Origin of the sequence: Paenibacillus sp. FSL R10-2199 (assembly GCF_038000235.1) — a bacterium.
GTDB classification, from domain to species: domain Bacteria; phylum Bacillota; class Bacilli; order Paenibacillales; family Paenibacillaceae; genus Paenibacillus_AQ; species Paenibacillus_AQ phytohabitans.
This window is the reverse complement of record NZ_JBBOBO010000001.1, coordinates 2,059,683-2,077,236: the sequence shown is the minus strand read 5'-3', so window position 1 is coordinate 2,077,236 and position 17,554 is coordinate 2,059,683. Positions and strand designations below refer to the sequence as shown.

14 protein-coding genes and 1 pseudogene are annotated in these 17,554 nt (G+C 45.5%); 4 read left to right on the top strand and 11 right to left on the bottom strand.

Features of this window, described 5'->3' with window-relative positions; translation table 11 throughout:
• Nucleotides 1-289: 289 nt before the first annotated feature.
• The gene (locus NYE33_RS09265) at nucleotides 290-2,701 is read right to left on the bottom strand and encodes a hypothetical protein (RefSeq protein ID WP_341065534.1); all 2,412 of its coding nucleotides are present in this window, start codon (nucleotides 2,699-2,701) and stop codon (nucleotides 290-292) included.
• Between the two features lie 141 nt (nucleotides 2,702-2,842).
• Nucleotides 2,843-3,889 carry a LacI family DNA-binding transcriptional regulator gene (locus NYE33_RS09260; protein WP_042139912.1) on the bottom strand — a complete coding sequence of 349 codons (1,047 nt, stop codon included), beginning with the start codon at nucleotides 3,887-3,889 and terminating at the stop codon, nucleotides 2,843-2,845.
• A 240-nt stretch (nucleotides 3,890-4,129) separates the two neighbouring features.
• Between NYE33_RS09260 and NYE33_RS09255 the strand changes: the two genes are divergently transcribed.
• The 3 genes and pseudogenes from NYE33_RS09255 to NYE33_RS36455 all read left to right on the top strand — a co-directional run bounded on the left by NYE33_RS09255 (nucleotide 4,130) and on the right by NYE33_RS36455 (nucleotide 6,087).
• Nucleotides 4,130-4,540, top strand: a complete 411-nt coding sequence (locus NYE33_RS09255; RefSeq protein WP_341065531.1) for a hypothetical protein — start codon at nucleotides 4,130-4,132, stop codon at nucleotides 4,538-4,540.
• On the top strand, nucleotides 4,506-5,141 hold the full coding sequence (locus NYE33_RS09250) for a response regulator transcription factor (RefSeq protein ID WP_340948876.1): 636 nt from the start codon (nucleotides 4,506-4,508) through the stop codon (nucleotides 5,139-5,141). The genes NYE33_RS09255 and NYE33_RS09250 overlap by 35 nt, the downstream gene beginning before the upstream one ends.
• Nucleotides 5,104-6,087, top strand: a pseudogene (locus tag NYE33_RS36455) (HAMP domain-containing sensor histidine kinase). Before NYE33_RS09250 ends, NYE33_RS36455 begins: the two are co-directional and overlap by 38 nt.
• A 91-nt stretch (nucleotides 6,088-6,178) precedes the next feature.
• Here the strand turns inward: NYE33_RS36455 and NYE33_RS09235 are convergent.
• The 8 genes from NYE33_RS09235 to NYE33_RS09200 all read right to left on the bottom strand — a co-directional run bounded on the left by NYE33_RS09235 (nucleotide 6,179) and on the right by NYE33_RS09200 (nucleotide 15,117).
• Nucleotides 6,179-7,165 carry a VanZ family protein gene (locus NYE33_RS09235; protein ID WP_336101581.1) on the bottom strand — a complete coding sequence of 329 codons (987 nt, stop codon included), beginning with the start codon at nucleotides 7,163-7,165 and terminating at the stop codon, nucleotides 6,179-6,181.
• On the bottom strand, nucleotides 7,162-8,436 hold the full coding sequence (locus NYE33_RS09230; protein WP_042139916.1) for an insulinase family protein: 1,275 nt from the start codon (nucleotides 8,434-8,436) through the stop codon (nucleotides 7,162-7,164). Before NYE33_RS09230 ends, NYE33_RS09235 begins: the two co-directional genes overlap by 4 nt.
• Nucleotides 8,420-10,255 carry an ABC transporter ATP-binding protein gene (locus tag NYE33_RS09225; RefSeq protein ID WP_052422103.1) on the bottom strand — a complete coding sequence of 612 codons (1,836 nt, stop codon included), beginning with the start codon at nucleotides 10,253-10,255 and terminating at the stop codon, nucleotides 8,420-8,422. The genes NYE33_RS09230 and NYE33_RS09225 overlap by 17 nt, the downstream gene beginning before the upstream one ends.
• 90 nt (nucleotides 10,256-10,345) lie before the next feature.
• Nucleotides 10,346-10,552 (bottom strand): hypothetical protein, encoded by a 207-nt coding sequence (locus NYE33_RS09220; protein ID WP_144026189.1) that lies wholly within the window; start codon nucleotides 10,550-10,552, stop codon nucleotides 10,346-10,348.
• Nucleotides 10,553-10,646: 94 nt separating this feature from the next.
• Nucleotides 10,647-12,197 carry a radical SAM protein gene (locus NYE33_RS09215; RefSeq protein ID WP_042139917.1) on the bottom strand — a complete coding sequence of 517 codons (1,551 nt, stop codon included), beginning with the start codon at nucleotides 12,195-12,197 and terminating at the stop codon, nucleotides 10,647-10,649.
• 122 nt (nucleotides 12,198-12,319) lie between these two features.
• Entirely contained in the window at nucleotides 12,320-13,018 is a 699-nt protein-coding gene (locus NYE33_RS09210; RefSeq protein WP_256704018.1) for a LytTR family transcriptional regulator DNA-binding domain-containing protein, read from the bottom strand.
• 296 nt (nucleotides 13,019-13,314) lie between these two features.
• On the bottom strand, nucleotides 13,315-14,112 hold the full coding sequence (locus tag NYE33_RS09205) for a TrmH family RNA methyltransferase (protein WP_076247709.1): 798 nt from the start codon (nucleotides 14,110-14,112) through the stop codon (nucleotides 13,315-13,317).
• 321 nt (nucleotides 14,113-14,433) lie between these two features.
• A complete protein-coding gene (locus NYE33_RS09200; protein WP_144026190.1) occupies nucleotides 14,434-15,117 on the bottom strand; it encodes a potassium channel family protein in 684 nt (227 codons plus the stop codon).
• A 171-nt stretch (nucleotides 15,118-15,288) separates the two neighbouring features.
• On the opposite strand from NYE33_RS09200, the gene NYE33_RS09195 reads away from it, so the two are divergent.
• Nucleotides 15,289-15,525, top strand: coding sequence for a small acid-soluble spore protein SspI (locus tag NYE33_RS09195; protein ID WP_042139923.1), 237 nt, complete (start codon nucleotides 15,289-15,291; stop codon nucleotides 15,523-15,525).
• Nucleotides 15,526-15,645: 120 nt separating this feature from the next.
• Here the strand turns inward: NYE33_RS09195 and NYE33_RS09190 are convergent, their stop codons facing one another.
• Nucleotides 15,646-17,232, bottom strand: a complete 1,587-nt coding sequence (locus tag NYE33_RS09190; protein WP_042139924.1) for a peptide chain release factor 3 — start codon at nucleotides 17,230-17,232, stop codon at nucleotides 15,646-15,648.
• Between the last annotated feature and the right edge of the window lie 322 nt (nucleotides 17,233-17,554).

Sequence of the window (17,554 nt, the reverse complement as noted above, 5' to 3'; positions counted from 1 at the left end):
CTCTGATCTCCCTTCGAAATTAGCTTGAATTTGTATGTCTATCCATTTAACCCGGGCTTTAAAGTTAAACGTTTAACATAAAGTCTAAAACCATTCGAATAAAGTGACTTTTCAAGACATTCTTTACGCTGTTAACCACTCACCGTATAAATAACGCCAGTTTATTTTAAAGCCAATCCTTTAAGGAAGCGCTTACTTTATTATATCACCCGTAGTTTAGATTGAAAAACGACTATTTCAACCTATATTTATGAATTTTCAATCAGTGTAGTTAGTTAAACGTTTAAATTTATGCTCGTTCAAACTTCCCCCCGGTAAACAATACACTCTTGAGGCTTTCCCCTGCCGTTGAAACGAATGACAGCCCTTGCTCCAGCATCACATATCTGGCCGGATATGCAGCATAGCTTGTAATCTCCCAGCCCTTCTCTGCCGGCTCAATCAACCCATTTACACATCGCAGCTCTCCTTCGCTATCTGTGTACAGATAGGTGGTTGAGCCAAAGCCGAGCAGATATGCGACGAGCTCCTCTCCCATATCCCAGTCGTCCCCTTCAATATTGGAGAACAGACTGCTGAATAACGGATCACTCGACTTCTTAAATATGGATTGGCCAAAGCGGTTACGGGAAAGCTCCGGCATATTTAAATTCGGGGCGGCAATGCTATACGTAGAAGCTGCCTCACCGGGCTTAAGCTTGCGGGTTGTTGAATGTACATTCCAATCATAGCAGTTAAACATCGCCATTGTTGCCCGGTAACCGGCTTCCAGCAGGCGTGCATCTCCAATCGTTTCATAAGAAGACCGGGCGGCACCCGCTACCAATCCTCCCCATAACGAATGCGTCATGAAGGATAAGGCCTCCCACCAGCGGTCCGGAGCATTGGCTCTATAATCATTGCTGAATCCAATATTGGCAATAATCAGCGGGGCATACCGTTCAGCTTCATCGGTTAAACCAGCCAGGCATAAGGCTTCACAGGTAAGTCCAAAACCGGCATTATCATAGAAATGCTCCGTCACGGCTCCTTGATACGCCTGCGCACCCTGCTTCAGCCCTTCCACCAGCGCTAACCATAGTTTGCTAAGCTTATCATGCCAATACGTTAATGCGTTCTTCCTCAGGTCCGCTAACAAATCTGCAATATACAGAATGAATACCCCTACAAGCTGCGATTCTTCCTGCTCACGCTTATTCCGGTGACACTCCGGGTCCAGCCTCATACACATGACCTGAGCGGCCCAAGTCAGATACATTTCCGGACTTCCGTAATATAAATATGATTGATCAAATTTGGACAATAAATAATACACGTGGCCGATATAGTCAAAATCATATATACGGTAAAAGGACCCGTAAAGCGGTTTGGGATGCAGGAAATCCCCCTGTTCAAACCAATGGTATTTTAGATCAAGGAAAGCAGACAGCTCTACTTTTCTGACTTGTGCCGGTACAGGGGGCGATAGAAGATTCTTCATCAGAATGAAAGCTAATTTACCAAGCGATTCTCCTTGATTGGATAAAGGCAGAAATGAATAGGGACGGGTTACTGAGGCTGTATTAAAGCTGTTGTCACATAACCATTCGGCCCGTCTCTCAAGAATCTTATGAACAGGCTCGAGGACATTGCCGATTAGCACATCACATTTGCCGTTACTGAGCTGAGCAACCAGCTTGATCTCCCCCGCTGACTTCAGCGGCAGAACTGCGCGTAACCGATTAGATTTTGCTGCGGGAACGATTGTGAATTCACTTGAGATATCCGTCTCGTTAACAACGCCTGCTTCACCGGTTGCGCTATACATTTTTACCGACTGCAGCGTTTCCTGTTCCGGCAATTCTACTTCGGCAATAAATTTCCCTTCAGTAGTAGTAACGGACGAGTAGGTCCAGCCCGGATGTCCGTACTTGAGCGCTTTAGTATAGAAATCCGCCTGCCCATTAAATGTTGTAAACACAAATGACCATTCTCTTTCGCCATAAGGCTCTAAGGTGACAGGTGCGTAGCCGCCATAGATCCAATCACTGTCTGCCGACTGCTCAAGCGAGCTTCCATCCTCAATAAATGACAACCTGTGGTAGAGCATTCCATCCAGTGACGGGGAGACCTGTTCCAGAAAACGATTGACATAACTGCAATATGTACCAAAGGCAGCAATACGTTCCCCCGTACTGTATATAGCCAGATGAGGTGCCTCATTACTTCTGCGTACTGCTGCAAATTTGCTGAAATCCCCGCCGATATGCGGAAATACTGCACAGGAATGCCTGATATTCCTCATGACATCACGATCACGGAACATGATATAGGCCAGAGAGAACCAGCTGTGAAATCCATTGATTCTGATGGCTGCTGCAGCTGGATTTGAACAACGGATCTTCCATGTCCATTCTCCATTGTTATTCAGCAGATATTCATATTGAACTTTAAATTTATCATGCACAAAGGTTACAGTAGCCGATGTATCACCTGCAACTTCAATGTAGGGCTGCATGTTAGCGCTTTCAATCCGTTCATCATTAACCATAGCCGTCCACTGTCCAAAAGGCTTATGCTCCTGAGCGTAGCCGGCCTCCTGGACATAACCTGCATCAATTACCCAGTTCATCCTTACGGGATCATCTGTCATACGGAGGGATTCGACCGTTCCTTCTGTTGAGAGGTTTACTTCAAACGTATCATTACGAAGCAGTCTCAAGTTCTCACTCCTATCGGTTTAATTTAAACGTTTAGATTTTGGGTTAATATTACCACAGTGTAAAATTGCCAGCAAGCCATTTATCGCTGCTGCAGGTAAAGAGACTGTCCACTTCATGTGAACAGTCTCTTCCCGCAATTATTATTTAATAGAGGTTCTTGGCCCGGCTACAGAATCCCGCTCAATCAGTTTGCATAACGGAGGTTCCTCTATTGTCTCCTCATTTCCGCTAATCCTATTACATAGAGCCTTCATCGCCAATATCCCCATATCATGCAGCGGTAAATCCATCGTTGTAATTCTGGGATTCAGATAAGCGCTGAATTCCCGGTTATCAAAGCCGACAACCGACAGGTCCCTAGGTACGGAGATCCCGCGTTCAGCTGCAGCTCTCAGGGCACCGGCAGCCATCAAATCGTTCATCACAAGAATAGCCGTAGGCGGATCGGGCAATTCCATAAGCTCACCTAATAGCTGATAACCCGACTCTCCCCCCCAGTCGCCTACTTTGATAAACTGCGGGTCGAAATACAGCTGAAACTCCGTCAATGCTTTGTAATACCCGTTAAACCGCAGTCTCGAAGGGATCGAATCCATTAAGCCGCTGATGACCGCAATCCGGGAATGCCCTTTGCTGACTAAATACTGGATGGCATCATAGGAAGCCTGTTCATCATTATACTGAATAGAACACTCATTCTGCGCGTAGCAATACGTATAGACAATCGGCTTGTCATTCGTATGAATTAATCCCGTTAAATCACGGGGATGCACGCCAATATATACGATTCCTTCAACCTGATTGGATACCAGGTCTGATACCGCATTTTGTGCATGCTTCTGGTAGGCAGCGGTATCCGCATAATTGTAGCCTACCTTTTTTTGCAGCCGCAGGTTGGTTAACAGGATATGCATATCATGTTGCTCCGCATAATCATTTATTCCATCAATAATTTCCGGTGTATTAAAGACCGTTATGTCTTCCGCAATGACTCCGATTGTATTCGTTCTTCTGCTCTTTAGGCTTTGGGCAATTGCATTAGGCCTGTAATTAAACTCTTCAATTACCTTCAAGACCCGCTCTTTCGTCTCAGGCTTCACATTACGGGTACCATTCATCACATATGATACTATCGCGGTGGATACATTTGCGCGCAAGGCAATATCTTTAATTCCGATTTTCTTCATACCTTCACCCTATTTAAACGTTTTACATTGCGCACACATTGTATCATTAACACGACTTGACATTCAAATGTAATTTTAATCCATGCAGAGTCTAGCCCTCCCCCGGTGTTCCGAAACATTCCGGCCCTCCCTTCAGAAATTCTTTAGAATTCTCCTACCTAATTCCTCAGAAATTTTAGTTAGTATTTCTGTATCGAAGTGAGCGAAGGAGATTCTTGCTGGCTAAGAACCCAGAAATCAATGGAGGAAAATCATATGGGAGTAAACGAAAATCACTTATTCTTACGAAGCTTTATCCAAGATCCAAAACAGGTGGGCAGCGTTACACCAAGTTCCCGATTCCTTGCACGCAGCATGGTAAATCAAGCACCTTGGTATGAGATTAAGGCAGTTGCAGAGCTTGGATCAGGCACAGGTGCGATTACCCGTATAATGAATACTAAGGTAACGAACACAACTAAAGTCCTGCTGTTTGAGATGGATACCACGATGAGGAATAACTTGAAAGCGGAATATCCTAACTATTCATGCCATCGTAATGCTGCTCATTTAGTAGAAACAATGAAAAATTCGAATATTGATGAGCACAGATTTATAAGTCCCTCAAACCTGGAGGATTATTTATCGCCTTTCAATATTCACTTCAAATGAAGAAGCAGATGGGCAGGAGGCGCTGGATGCTATAAAAACAACACCTGTCCAACTGGTCATTCTGGATGTCATGATGCCTCAAATGGATGGTATCACAGCCTGCCTCAAAATAAGGGAAATATCCAATACTCCAATCATTATGCTATCCGCCAAGCAGGAGGACATTGATAAAATTACCGGTCTGACTACCGGGGCAGATGATTACATGATCAAACCGTTCAATCCACTGGAGCTATTAGCCCGTGTAAAAGCCCAATTACGCCGTCAGTCCTTAACCGGGAAGGATGAATTCAATTCGTTACTTATCATAAAAAACCTGATCATCGATAAAAATAAACATTCCGTGAAATTAAACGGACTTGATATTTCTTTGACTCCAATTGAGTTTGCCATTGTAACTTTGCTTGCTACCCGGCCGGGACAGGTTTTTAGTTCGGAACAGATTTATGAGAGTGTATGGAAAGAGCCCTATGGATATTCTGACAATACCGTAATGGTTCATATTCGTAATTTGAGAGAAAAAATAGAGAAAAAAAAAGATCCAGCTCAATATTTTAATCAGAATGATACTAAGCTTAATTATAGCCGTTGCTATGAATAACACCTTTATTCATTTCGTCTTTAAGGTTGGAAATGGTATGGAAACGGAGTGGCTGGTAAATATATTTCCTTATTTTATTACTCCCTTCTTTACAGTCATATTCATTTCTACTTTTTTGTTGTTAACAAAGCGTATTGTAAAAGACTTAAAGATTTTGGAGAGAGGGCTTCAGCTGATTACCGAAGGTGACTTGAACTATCGGGTACCGGTTAACCGTCAGGATGAGCTTGGCCGGGTAGCTGTTAACATCAATCTAATGACCGAGCGTCTGCAACAGCAAATTGAGAAAGAACGGGAAGTTGAACAATCCAAGATGGAGATGATTACGGGGATTTCGCATGACTTACGTACACCTCTTACAAGTATTATTGGATATATTGAACTTCTTCGTGTTCAGAACACTTATAACAAAGCGTTTCATTTGAAGAAGCTGCTGGATGATTTATTTGAATACACCCGGCTTACTTCGGTTGACTCCCGGTTAAATCTAAGGAGAGTTGATTTGGCACAGCTATTGAATCAATTATTGTTTTAATTTGAACCGTTAGCTGAAGAAAACAAAGTATATCTTATCAAGGACATTCCTGTTAACCCGGTCGTTACCTTCATAGACAGTGAAAAGATCGCCAGGGCCATAGATAATTTGCTCATGAACGCCTTAAAATACTCCTACACCCAGGGCAGCATTCATGTACGGCTAATAGCTGATGCTGAATACAGCATGATCGAAATTGAGAATAAAGGGACCCCTCTATCAGAAGAACAAGTGGACCGGCTATTTGAGCGTTTTTATAAGGTTGATTATTCAAGAAAAAGCGAGGGAATCCAAACGGGAGCTGGTCTCGGCTTGTCCATTGCCAGAAATATTGCCGAGCTACACCGAGGCGCTTTAACACTTAGAGATATCCGTGATGTATTCACATTTCAATTAAGGTTGCCAATGTGAGACGACTATTGTGCTATTTTTTATCGAAGGATAACTGGGCACTATGCCATCTGATTACTCCAGAGAGCGCTAATCCATAGCATCAGCCTGTTTACTCCTTAAGAGTGACCAGCAGCACCTTGGCGGTTGACTCCTGACTATCAGCATACCAGACTCTCGCGGCGTGCATGCTGCCCGCCTCCCCGTCCGGTAATTCCATGATAGCGCTGAGTTCTCCGGGCTTTTTCTCCTCATACCTGCTGATAATCTTAAACTTCAACAGACCATCCTTCTCCACACGAACATACTCAAAAAATATCCGCGTCGCTGCATCGATTGAAATCCTGTGATTCTCGGTTATGTACTGGGGTAATCCACTGTTCTCCTGGTCACTGGCCATAACTGTTTCAGATTCCGTCGATAGTTCAACATAATGCTCCTCCACCGCTGCCAGACTGCCGCGTAAATCCCCTTTGGTATATACATCTATCCCATCCAATTCAGGTTTATCCTCGGTTACATACTCTACTCCTGTATCCAGAAATGGCAGTAGTTCAGGTTGGACCAGCCCGACCGCCACGATCCCGCTGATACCTGAGATCAGATAGAAGACGACAATCGCCCCTAATATGCGTTGCCGCGAATGTAACACCAGGCTGATCCCCTTGTAGATAGCTGATCCCATCAGCCCGCCTGCAAAATTCAATATTATATCATCAATATCGCTGCTGCCCAGAGCCAGGACATATTGAATAATTTCTAAGGCCAGAGGAACGCTCAGCAGAATAATTGCTTTAGCACCAAACGATTTGCTGCTGCCCTGATAAGAAACCAATAATCCCAGCGGAATAAAAATAACGATGTTCCCCAGTATATTCGCAGCCGCCCTCATCCCGCCTGTTGTTCCATTATGGATAAACCCGGAAATCGTGTGGAAGGGAATGATATTGATGCTTCTCAGATTATTATCCATGTCAAACATAGCGGTTACCGGAATCGTCTTGAATAGAATAATTTGTATAACTGACAGCGCATAAGCCCCAAATAATAGAACCATTACAAGCTGCAGTACCCAGCCGCTTTTCCGTGTAGCTCTCATCGCATATCCTCTTCCCTTCCAACTAGAGCGGTTGCTTGGATATTTAACAATAATTCTGCGGCCTGCCTGACCTCTGCATACCCGATACTGTTAAGCGTATCCGTAATCTGCTGCATATCAAGCTCGTAGGAGAGCAAAGGGGAGCCAAGAATGAAGTGTTCCACACATTCCTCCAATAACCCGTGCACATCCAAACTGCTGTGAAATTCACATGAGCTGTAATAATCCGCATACTTTTTCTTGTTTTTTTCAACCATACACCCAATATTGGGATCATTGACCAAACTGCAAATCGCCGTGTTAATAACTTCGATAATTTGGTGCGGAGACTGTACTCCCCGGTAAACAACCCTAAATTTGCAGAACTGCTGTAAATTAATGAAATTGATGAACATTGCTGCGAAAAAATCCACCGGACAACCGACAGACCTCAAAGCTTCGCTACAGACGGTATCCAGTTGTTCAACAAGAATATTCCGCAGCAGATCACTCTTCAGGGTAACCTCCACCTGGTCCGTGTGCTTCATGTAAATCTCAAGCAGGTTCATATCCCCCACAGTAAATAATTGTTTGGTTAACCGTTGACTCTGGGGGGAAGGATATTCTGCCGGCATGCCAGTATCTCTTGAATCCTTATGGCTTTTGTCCGCACAGAATAACTCAGAGAATATGGCTATGATCTCTCGCTGTATCTCCGTGTGATTCACCGCCCCAACGACGAAGACCGCCATTCTGTCCGGTTTGTACCATCGTTTGTGAAACGCGGTAACCTGTGTGTGGCTTGTATGCCGGACGCTTTCTGCATCGCCTGCAGGTATCCTTGACTGATAGAAGGCGTGTTCGAAAATAGTCTGTTCGGTCTCACTTTTGCCGGCTTGGCTCCGGGAATGAATTTCAGCCGCTATATCTTGTTTGATCGCTTCCAGAAACTCGCTTCGGATATAGATCCCTTCAGCAATCTGCCGCAGAATGAATAAACATTGCCGGATACTGTCTTCATGATTGCGGCAGCTAAATACATACACTGTCCGGTCAAAATCAGTCAATCCATAACTCGTATACTCCAGACACTGCTTATAATAACTATATTTATCAAAGTTCATATTCATGTGTTCAACGATATGAGCTATTCCGTTCTCATCTTCCCGCTGCTGCAGTGATCCTGTCTTCAGCACCAGACACAACTGAACCTCTTCAGCATCCAAATCCGTCTCCCGTACACCGTAAACCAGCCCATTGCTCAGCGTACCTGTGTTAATACGATCCTTCATGGACAAACAACCCTTCATTGTACATTTCAGCCTGAAATTTATATAGACGCGCATATTCGCCGTCATACCTCAGCAGGCTCTCATGGTCCCCGCTCTCAATAATTCCTCCATCCTTAAGCACAAATATTTCATCCACCAGTCGGATGGTGGAGAACCTGTGTGTGATTAGAATTGTTGTTTTGCCCGCCATCAGGGCTTTGAATTTCGTGAATAGCTCATACTCAGCGCTTGCATCCAGTGAAGCTGTCGGCTCATCCAGGATAAGAATACTGGAATCTGCCATGAAGGCGCGGCTGATGGCAATTTTTTGCCATTCCCCGAGCGACAATTGGGTAGCATTGGACCATTCTTTATTGAGTCTTGTGTTATATTGCTCGGGAAGCTGTTCTATGAACCGGTCCGCTCCAGCCTGCCGCGCGGCTTCCTGTACCCGCGCGAAGTTATCCGCGTCGTCAATTTCACCAACAGCAATATTTTTCTCAATAGTGAAGGGATATTTGATGAAATCTTGAAAGATGGCACCTATATGCTTACGGTAATTCTCACTTGAAATCTGTTGTAACGGAATCCCCCCCAATCTGATTTCTCCCTTGGTAGGCTGATATAATCCGAGAATCAACTTGATCAACGTCGTTTTCCCGGAACCATTTAAACCTACAATAGAATAGCTTTTACGCACAGCAAGGGTCAGGTTCACATCCTTCAGCACAAACTCTTCGCTGCCCGGATACTTGAAGTAGACGTGATCGAATTGTATGGTCTCAAAATTAACCGGGAAGGGATATTGTTCTGTATCAGAGGATTCCGGGCGTTTCTTCTCTAATAAAGAGAACAAATTCTGGATATACAGCCCATCTTCATACAGGGAAGAGAAAGAACGGAGAATGCTTTCCAGTGAATTCTGAAAATTGGAAAGTGTATTCACAAATAAAGATAAATCCCCGATCGTTAATTTCCTGGAGATCACCGTGATCAGAATATATATTTGGAAGCTGTAGGAGATTACATTCTCCAGCAGATTAGTAATACTGCTTTGAATGGAGAAATTTCTTCTTATTTTTTTATCTTCTTGCAGATAGTTGTCGAAATCAGACAGAATCACTTTTTTAAAGTACGGGTTCAGCCGGTTCACTTTAATTTCTTTAATATTCTCATAGGTGGTAAGTATGGATTTAAGATTGCCCAGCAATCTTAAGCGCTCGAACCGTTTCGTATAAATAGCGTAAAATTTGGCAGACATCTTGATGTTTAATAACAGAGAGGGAAGACAGGCAAAGAAACTTACCACAAGAACAATAGGCCCGAAATTCAAAAAAATCACTACAGCTCCTGCCATAGATGATACGTTCTGCAAAAAGGTAATCAAGGTTCTAAGAATATTCATCGAATGCTGCGATGATTCGTTATTCACTTTCTGGATATGGTCGAATATCTCCGCATCATCAAAATCAGCCATTTCCATTTCCGCTACTTTATCTAAAGTTAATTCAGTAATGTGTTTATTCATATAATCCGCTTGGTTAGATTCGAAGTATTTGCATATATTGTAAATCACATGGTTGAATTGTGTATATAACATATGGATCACGATCCATAATACCGGAGTGGATATGTTACCGCTCTGCAACGCCACAACAACACTGTCCAGGAAATACTTCCAGATTACCGTAGTGACAGGAACAGCCAGTCCCGCAACCAGATTAAATATAAATAAGCAGATCAGGGTAGTAGAAGAGCTGCCCCATAGGAGCACAGTAACCTTCCCCAGCAGCCTGCAGTAATCCCGGCAAATCTTAAACTTGGCAGATACTACACTCATACTTAATCTCCTATGGTAAAAATTATTAAACAGAGCCCCTACCTCATCTCAGGAATAGTGGCTCTGTTTCATATGATGCTGTGGAATAAATTAGGCCTGACGCGCTACTGCACTGTTAGCTGAACTATTTTCGCTTCCTCCAGAACATTGACAGTTACAATTTCCGCCATCAAATTTTGCTGCAAAGAACGAAACTACTGCAAACCCAGAACAAATACAGCCTGACATAGGGTCCATGCCATAGAATGCTTGTGAATCCATTTTGGTTGTTCTGCCTACCGGATTAATCAGTTTCATCTTGATCACAACTCCTCAGGTCATTGAAATTTATAGGAATAACACCCTGCCTGTCGTCACATGAAGAGCGTTATTGCTACCATGTTTACCACAATTACGATACGGTTAGCTCATTGAAATACTCCAGTTTCTCAGGACTCTTCTCGATTAATTGATGATACCGTTTCAGCGACATTTTCATGGAGGCCCTTTCGCCGTAACATTGAGATTGTTTCTTCTCCTCATCCAAGCCGTTTTCCTGATAACAAGGCGCATAACAGATACTGCACAGGCGGGCTGCCCAGCAATTGGAGCAATGCTTAATAGATTTTTCTGTGTATTCTTCGAAGTAATATTTATTTAAGGCATCGATATCAATTCCTGCCTCCACATCCCCTATATAGGGTGAATTAGCCATTTTTTCGCACACCTTAAATTTACCGTCAGTGGTTACATAGAGCCTTCTCCGGCCGGGAATACAGCATCCATTCATGCGGATTCCCAATAAGGGTTCATCGGTAATCACTCTGTTGTGAATTCTCAGCAATTTATTCTGGCTTAGCTCTTTGGCCAGGCCTCTTTCATCCTGATCAGAATCCAGCGTATATTCAGCCCATTTGCCTAATGGATCGGTTCGTTCATCATCACTATAGAACTCCCCATCCCCTAGAGTTGTCTTCACATGTCCCAGCTTGGACCAGTCAAGCGTTCCCGTATCGACATATGAACAATCAATTTTAGTGTCCTTGGGCAGCCACTCCAGCGTCTTGAAGAAGTCATTCACCTCATCAAACCGTGGCTTACTGTAGGGCGGACAGAGAACCGCATTAATCCCCAGCTTATGCCGCGCCTTCCCCTCGAATGCCTTAACTAACCGTTTAAGCCCCCGTAGAGCCTGATGAAACGAACCCTTTCCCCCCACCGTTACGCGGAAGTAATCATGAACATGCTCCGGTCCATCCAGGCTGCACAAGACCGAACATTGATCCAGCGTTGCCAGATAAGCAGCAATTTCATCAGTGACCAGTGTTAAGTTGGTAGTGAAAGAGACAGGGATGTTCACACCAGGCATAACGGATTTGCTATATTCGATGCATTGCTTCATCAGCTTAAAGTTAACCAGCGGCTCCCCTCCGTAAAATGTAAGCGCCAGCTCTTTGCCCACGTTATGCGAGATATAATCGAGCGCTTTCCGGGCAACCTCCCAATCCATGTCCTGCTTGGAGAAATTGCGGGTGTCCACGTTATCTTCCTGATAAAGACAATATTTGCATCTCAGATTGCATTTCTCAGTCAGTTCTATAATGATTTGTTCAATGCCGCCCTGTATGATCCCCGGCAGCTCAGCTTTCTCCGGTATGACAAAACTTTTGAATTCAGGCGCCTGCAGGATTTTTTCTTGCTCCACCAGCAACAATATAGTATCCAGTGCCTTCGTCAACGCTCTCTCCTCCAGCTCCAGTCCGGTTATTTCAGCAGGGTCTGAGGTATTGAGCAAACATGCAAGCACCGCATATTCCGCGGGATCACAGGCAAATACTTTACCTGTCCCCGTATCATAGAAATACTGATTGTCTTCTGTTTCAAAGACGGTTCCTAAACGGGACCAATAAGCCGTATGTAAGTTTTCCAAGAAAGCAATTGCGTTCTTTGTTTCATAGCCCATAGTGAGATAAATGCCTCCTTCATAATCATGGGTTTTTGGTGAATTATTTCACAATATTAAGCTAAAACCATCTATTCATTTGCGTAACACTCTGTTTTTCTATTATTAGCGCATATTACTTCTTAAATAAAACATTTTTGTGCGAAATTGTATTTTTTGCAGCTATCTACATAATTCAGATACTCCTTCTTCACCTGCTGCTTCACACGGCCTTCCGACCCTATACATATCGTTTGCCCATCGGATAATTGAAAGAAATCCCCACGCAGTTCCTCAATATGAACAAGATTAATCAAGTGTGACCGTGAAGCGATAATGAAATTCGGGTTGTTGATCAACTTCTTATAATAATTCAAGGTATACTGCAGCAGCTCATAATTTCCGTGCGGAGTGGTCATAATTACCCTCCTGTTTTTTTTGTACAGCTGAATGATATCCCGTTCACGCACGCTGATATAATCATAGTCTTCATTATTAAGGTACTTGAACCTGATCAGAGGCTCCCCCTCATTCCGGCTTCCTCCAATCAGGATATCTAAGCTGTGAATGGCCTCGGCCACCCCACTTCGCAGATTATTTTTAACAATCCACCTGTAAGCCCCATATTTATATCCTTCAACGGCTTGGTCGCAGCTGGTTGAGACCAGAATCAGAATATAATCATGATCTCTGGCATTGAGTATTTCGGCTGTGCGAAAGACTTGCCCGGAATCACTGTCTATTCCCAGAAAGATAATATTACAACTCTTATTCCGTACCTCAATATTACCCAGTATAGTTTGTGGATCACTCCATTTCTCAATACTGTATTCGCACTTCATCTTGCCCAAAATTCCGATTAGAGTCTGTTGCAGTTTCTCCAGGAAACTATCATTTTCATCATAAAGCACTATGTTATACATACAATTTCACCTCTAGTATCCATTTTAGAGATCCCTATATTTATTATTTATACCATTTTTACTCAAAAATGCAATTAGATATAACACCAAGTGGGGAATATCTCCCTATATTTCGACTGCAAAAAACCAAAAAAAATCCTGATGACTCAAGGGTTTCTTGAGCATCAGGACTACATGTATAGGTCCGTTCCAATGTCTAACTCATATTTTTCAATCTACTTTCCGTGGTTCCCCCGCTGCCGCATCCCCTCAAACAACAAAATCGTCGCTGCCATCGCCGCGTTCAGCGATTCGGCGCGGCCGGCCATCGGGATGATGATGCTCTTGTCGACAAGGGCTGCCGTCTCCGGCGAGATGCCTTTGCCTTCGCTGCCGATCAGCAGCCACTGGCTGCCATGGAAATCATGGGTGTAGCAGGAATCCTCACCCGTCAGCGAAGTGCTGACCAGCAGCGCGCCGCGTTCCCGCGCCTGCGGCAGAATCGTGCCGAGATCTCCCTCCACTACCGGGAGATGGAACATCGAGCCCATCGTGGAACGGATGGTCTTCGGATTGAAAAGATCGGCGCAGCCTTGGCCGAGGATCACCCCGTCCGCACCTGCCGCATCGGCACTGCGGATGATTGTGCCCACGTTGCCAGGGTCTTGGACCCCGTCCAGCACAACAACCAGACTATCCGGCTTCGCCAGGATGGCCTCCACGCCCTGCTGCTCCTTACGTACAACGGCAAACACCGGCTGCGGTGTATTCGTGCTGCTGCACTTCGCAATAACCGCTGCTGACACGCCAATTACCTCCATGCCCTGCACGGCCTGAAGCAGAGGCTTCAGCTCGGACGGCATGCCCTTATCCAGATCAAAGGCCAGGCATTCCACATCTGCTTCCGCCTGCAACGCCTCCTGCACCAGATGGATGCCTTCTACGATATATTTACCGGACTTGTCGCGGTGCTTCTTCTCCTGCAGTCCAGCCCATTCCTTCACCCGCGTATTCTGCGGCGACATAATTTCCATGAGGTCCTACCTTTCTGTTGCTTGCAGATTCCTGATTTTAAGTATGCTACACCAACCGGGCGGCTTAACTGTAGTTAGTGCAACTAAAAACTGCCTTTCCGCAGCAAATCCCCTTTTAACTGCAGTCTGTACAACTAAAAGTAGCGGTTGGAGTAAAATTCCGCCATTTGTGTAAATTTAGTTGTACCAGATACATCTATTTGCAAATAACGGATTAATTCATTTAAAATAACTGCACAAAATACAACTAACCCTACCTACCTGTACTAATATCTGTACTTGAACCTGGCCTGTACCTGTAATCACTTCATCCATACAGCCCTATTGATAAGCCATTTCCAGCTTCGTCAGGTTGTCCTTCCGGCCGACGATGACAAGTACATCGCCCTCGCTCAGACGATCTTCCGCTCTGGGGGAAATATTCATTTCCTCACCCCGGCGGATAGCCATCACGTTACAGCCATATTTGGCACGAATGTTAAGCTCCTGCAAATTCTTGCCGAGCATCGGCCCGGAGACTTTCATATCCAGAATGCTGTAGTCCGGCGACAGCTCTATATAATCAAGGATGTTCGGCGAGGCCAGATGATGCGCCACCCGCATGCCCATATCCCGTTCAGGGTAGATTACCTTATCTGCACCGATTTTACTCAACACCTTGCCGTGCAACTCGCTTTTGGCCTTAACCAGAATTGCAGGTACGCCAAGATCCTTCAGGATCAGCGTGGTTAGAATACTGGCCTGAATATCCTCGCCAATCGCGACAACCACCACATCGAAGTTACGGATACCGAGTGCACGCAGTGCCTCTTCATCGGTCGAATCCGCGGATACGGCATGAGTAACAATATTCGATATTTCCTGGGTGCGCTGCTCATCCGCATCAATGGCCAGTACATCAAAGCCCATACCGCTGAGCGCCTTGGCTACACTTGAGCCGAAACGTCCCATTCCGATGACGGCATATTGTTTTTTTGCCATAATTGTTGTCCCTCCCGCCCGCATTTTGCATCTCAAACAGTATAGCATAAGCCGTTATAAACTTGAATTTTCAGCGCTGCCGCAGGGCACCTTATTAAAAGCCTATGCTAACAAAACCTAAGCGCATGCTCCCGAAGCCAGTTTTGCGAAGCTGAGCCAGGAAGCCTATGCCAACAAAACTTAAGGAGGTCGATTATGCCAGTCACCATTGATTTGCGCCAGGCTATTGTACACAAGATTCACGGACAGACCGAGGAAGGTCTGCGGGAAGTGATCGAGAACTCCGTGGACGGGCCGGAAGCCGCGCTTCCCGGACTCGGCGTTGTCTTCGAAATGATCTGGAAGGACCTTGATCCCGCCAAGCAGGACCGGGTGCTCTCCATGCTGCACAGACATCTGGAGAAGCTCACGCCAGGGTCCATCACGTCCTAAAGAGGTTCATTCCGCCAAAAACCTCCGCCTCCACATGTGCAGCTGCACAGTGGATCGCGGAGGTTTTTTATAACAAACAATGGAACAAGCAGTCAGCTTATCCTACTTCAACAGTACATCTCAAGGCGCGGTTTCCAGGAATTTAGCCGTCGGATTCTTCTCCATGGCGGTCCGCATGGCGTATTCGTTCTCGAACAGCACTACATAATTCCCCTTCTTATCAGTAACCAGTGTGGAGTTGATCCGGAATTTGCTTGCATCCGGCTTGGTGTCATCCACAATCCAGCGTGCGAACTGGTAGCTCATCCGCTGCAGTTGGACATCTACGCCGTACTCGCCCTTCATGCGGTACTCGAACACCTCGAACTGCAGCTGTCCGACGACGCCCAGCAGGATATCATCGAAGTTAACGGTGCGGAACACCTGGATCATGCCCTCTTCAGTTAACTGGTCAATGCCCTTCTGGAACTGCTTCGATTTCAGCGCATTCTTAATGCTCACTTTGGAGAAAATCTCCGGCGAGAAGGTCGGCAGCTCATCGAATTCGATATCCCCTGCCTGACTCAGCGTATCGCCAATCCGGAAGATACCCGGGTCGAACAGACCGATAATATCACCCGGATACGCCTCTTCTACAATATCGCGGTCCTGGGCCAGGAACTGCTGCGGCTGGGACAGCTTGATGTCTTTGCCGGCACGCACATGCTTCACGCTCATGCCGCGCTCGAACTTGCCGGACACAATGCGCAGGAAGGCAATGCGGTCACGGTGAGCCGGGTTCATGTTAGCCTGGATTTTGAACACATAGCCGGTGAATTTCTCATTTGTCGGTTCAACAGATCCAGCTGTACTGCGGCGTGGTTCAGGCTTCGGTGCAAGATCCAGGAAGTTATCAAGGAAGGTCTGCACGCCGAAGTTGTTGATCGCACTGCCGAAGAATACCGGAGTAATCTCTCCGCGGAGTACTTTCTCATAGTCAAACGGATCGCCCGCTACATCCAGCAGCTCCAGATCCGCACATAATTGGTCATGCAGGTATTCTCCGGCCATCTCGCGGATGATCGGGTCGCGGTAACTTTCCACTTTTTGTACTCTGATCACGGAATGATCGTCGCCCTGGAACAGCTCAACCTGATTCTTCATCCGGTCGTATACGCCGCACAGCTCACGGCCCATGCCGATCGGCCAGTTCATTGGTACAGAGCGGATACCCAGTACATTCTCCAGCTCTTCCATCAGCTCAAAGGGATTGCGGCCTTCACGGTCCAGCTTGTTGATGAAGGTGAAGATCGGAATGCCCCGCTTGGCACAGACCTGGAACAGCTTGATCGTCTGTGTTTCAACGCCCTTGGCAACGTCGATCAGCATGACCGCACTGTCAGCCGCAGTAAGCGTACGGTAAGTGTCTTCACTGAAGTCCTGGTGACCCGGGGTATCCAGAATGTTCACCCGGTGATCCAGGTAATCAAACTGCATGACGGAAGAAGTGACCGAAATTCCGCGCTGCTTCTCAATTTCCATCCAGTCACTTGTGGCGTGCTTGCTTGCCTTACGGGCTTTAACTGTACCTGCCAGACGGATAGCGCCCCCGAAGAGGAGCAGTTTCTCGGTCAGCGTTGTTTTACCCGCATCGGGGTGGGAAATAATCGCAAAGGTTCTGCGTTTGTCTACTTCACTCTGAAGCTTGTGGTCCGGTGCCTTATTCATTACACATATCCCTTCATATATAAATTCATCCATGCTTCTGCTTCAATTACCGGATTTCATCAAATCGGTGCACTACTCATTCGTCCAGATCCTTTCACGTAGAATTCATCGTTACATCGTTGAAGTACGGTTTATAGGATATTTTATGGCGCCTTGCCTAGATATTCTTTATTTTGAAAGCATCCTTTTTAGTATAGCAAAATCCGGCAAACATTATCTACAAAAAAGCTCCGCAAGTCAAATATCTTGCAATATTATGTACAGAAACTCCGACTTTAGCGCAAATTCGGCTGGCAGGTCCGCAGGAAATCCGTTATTCCGC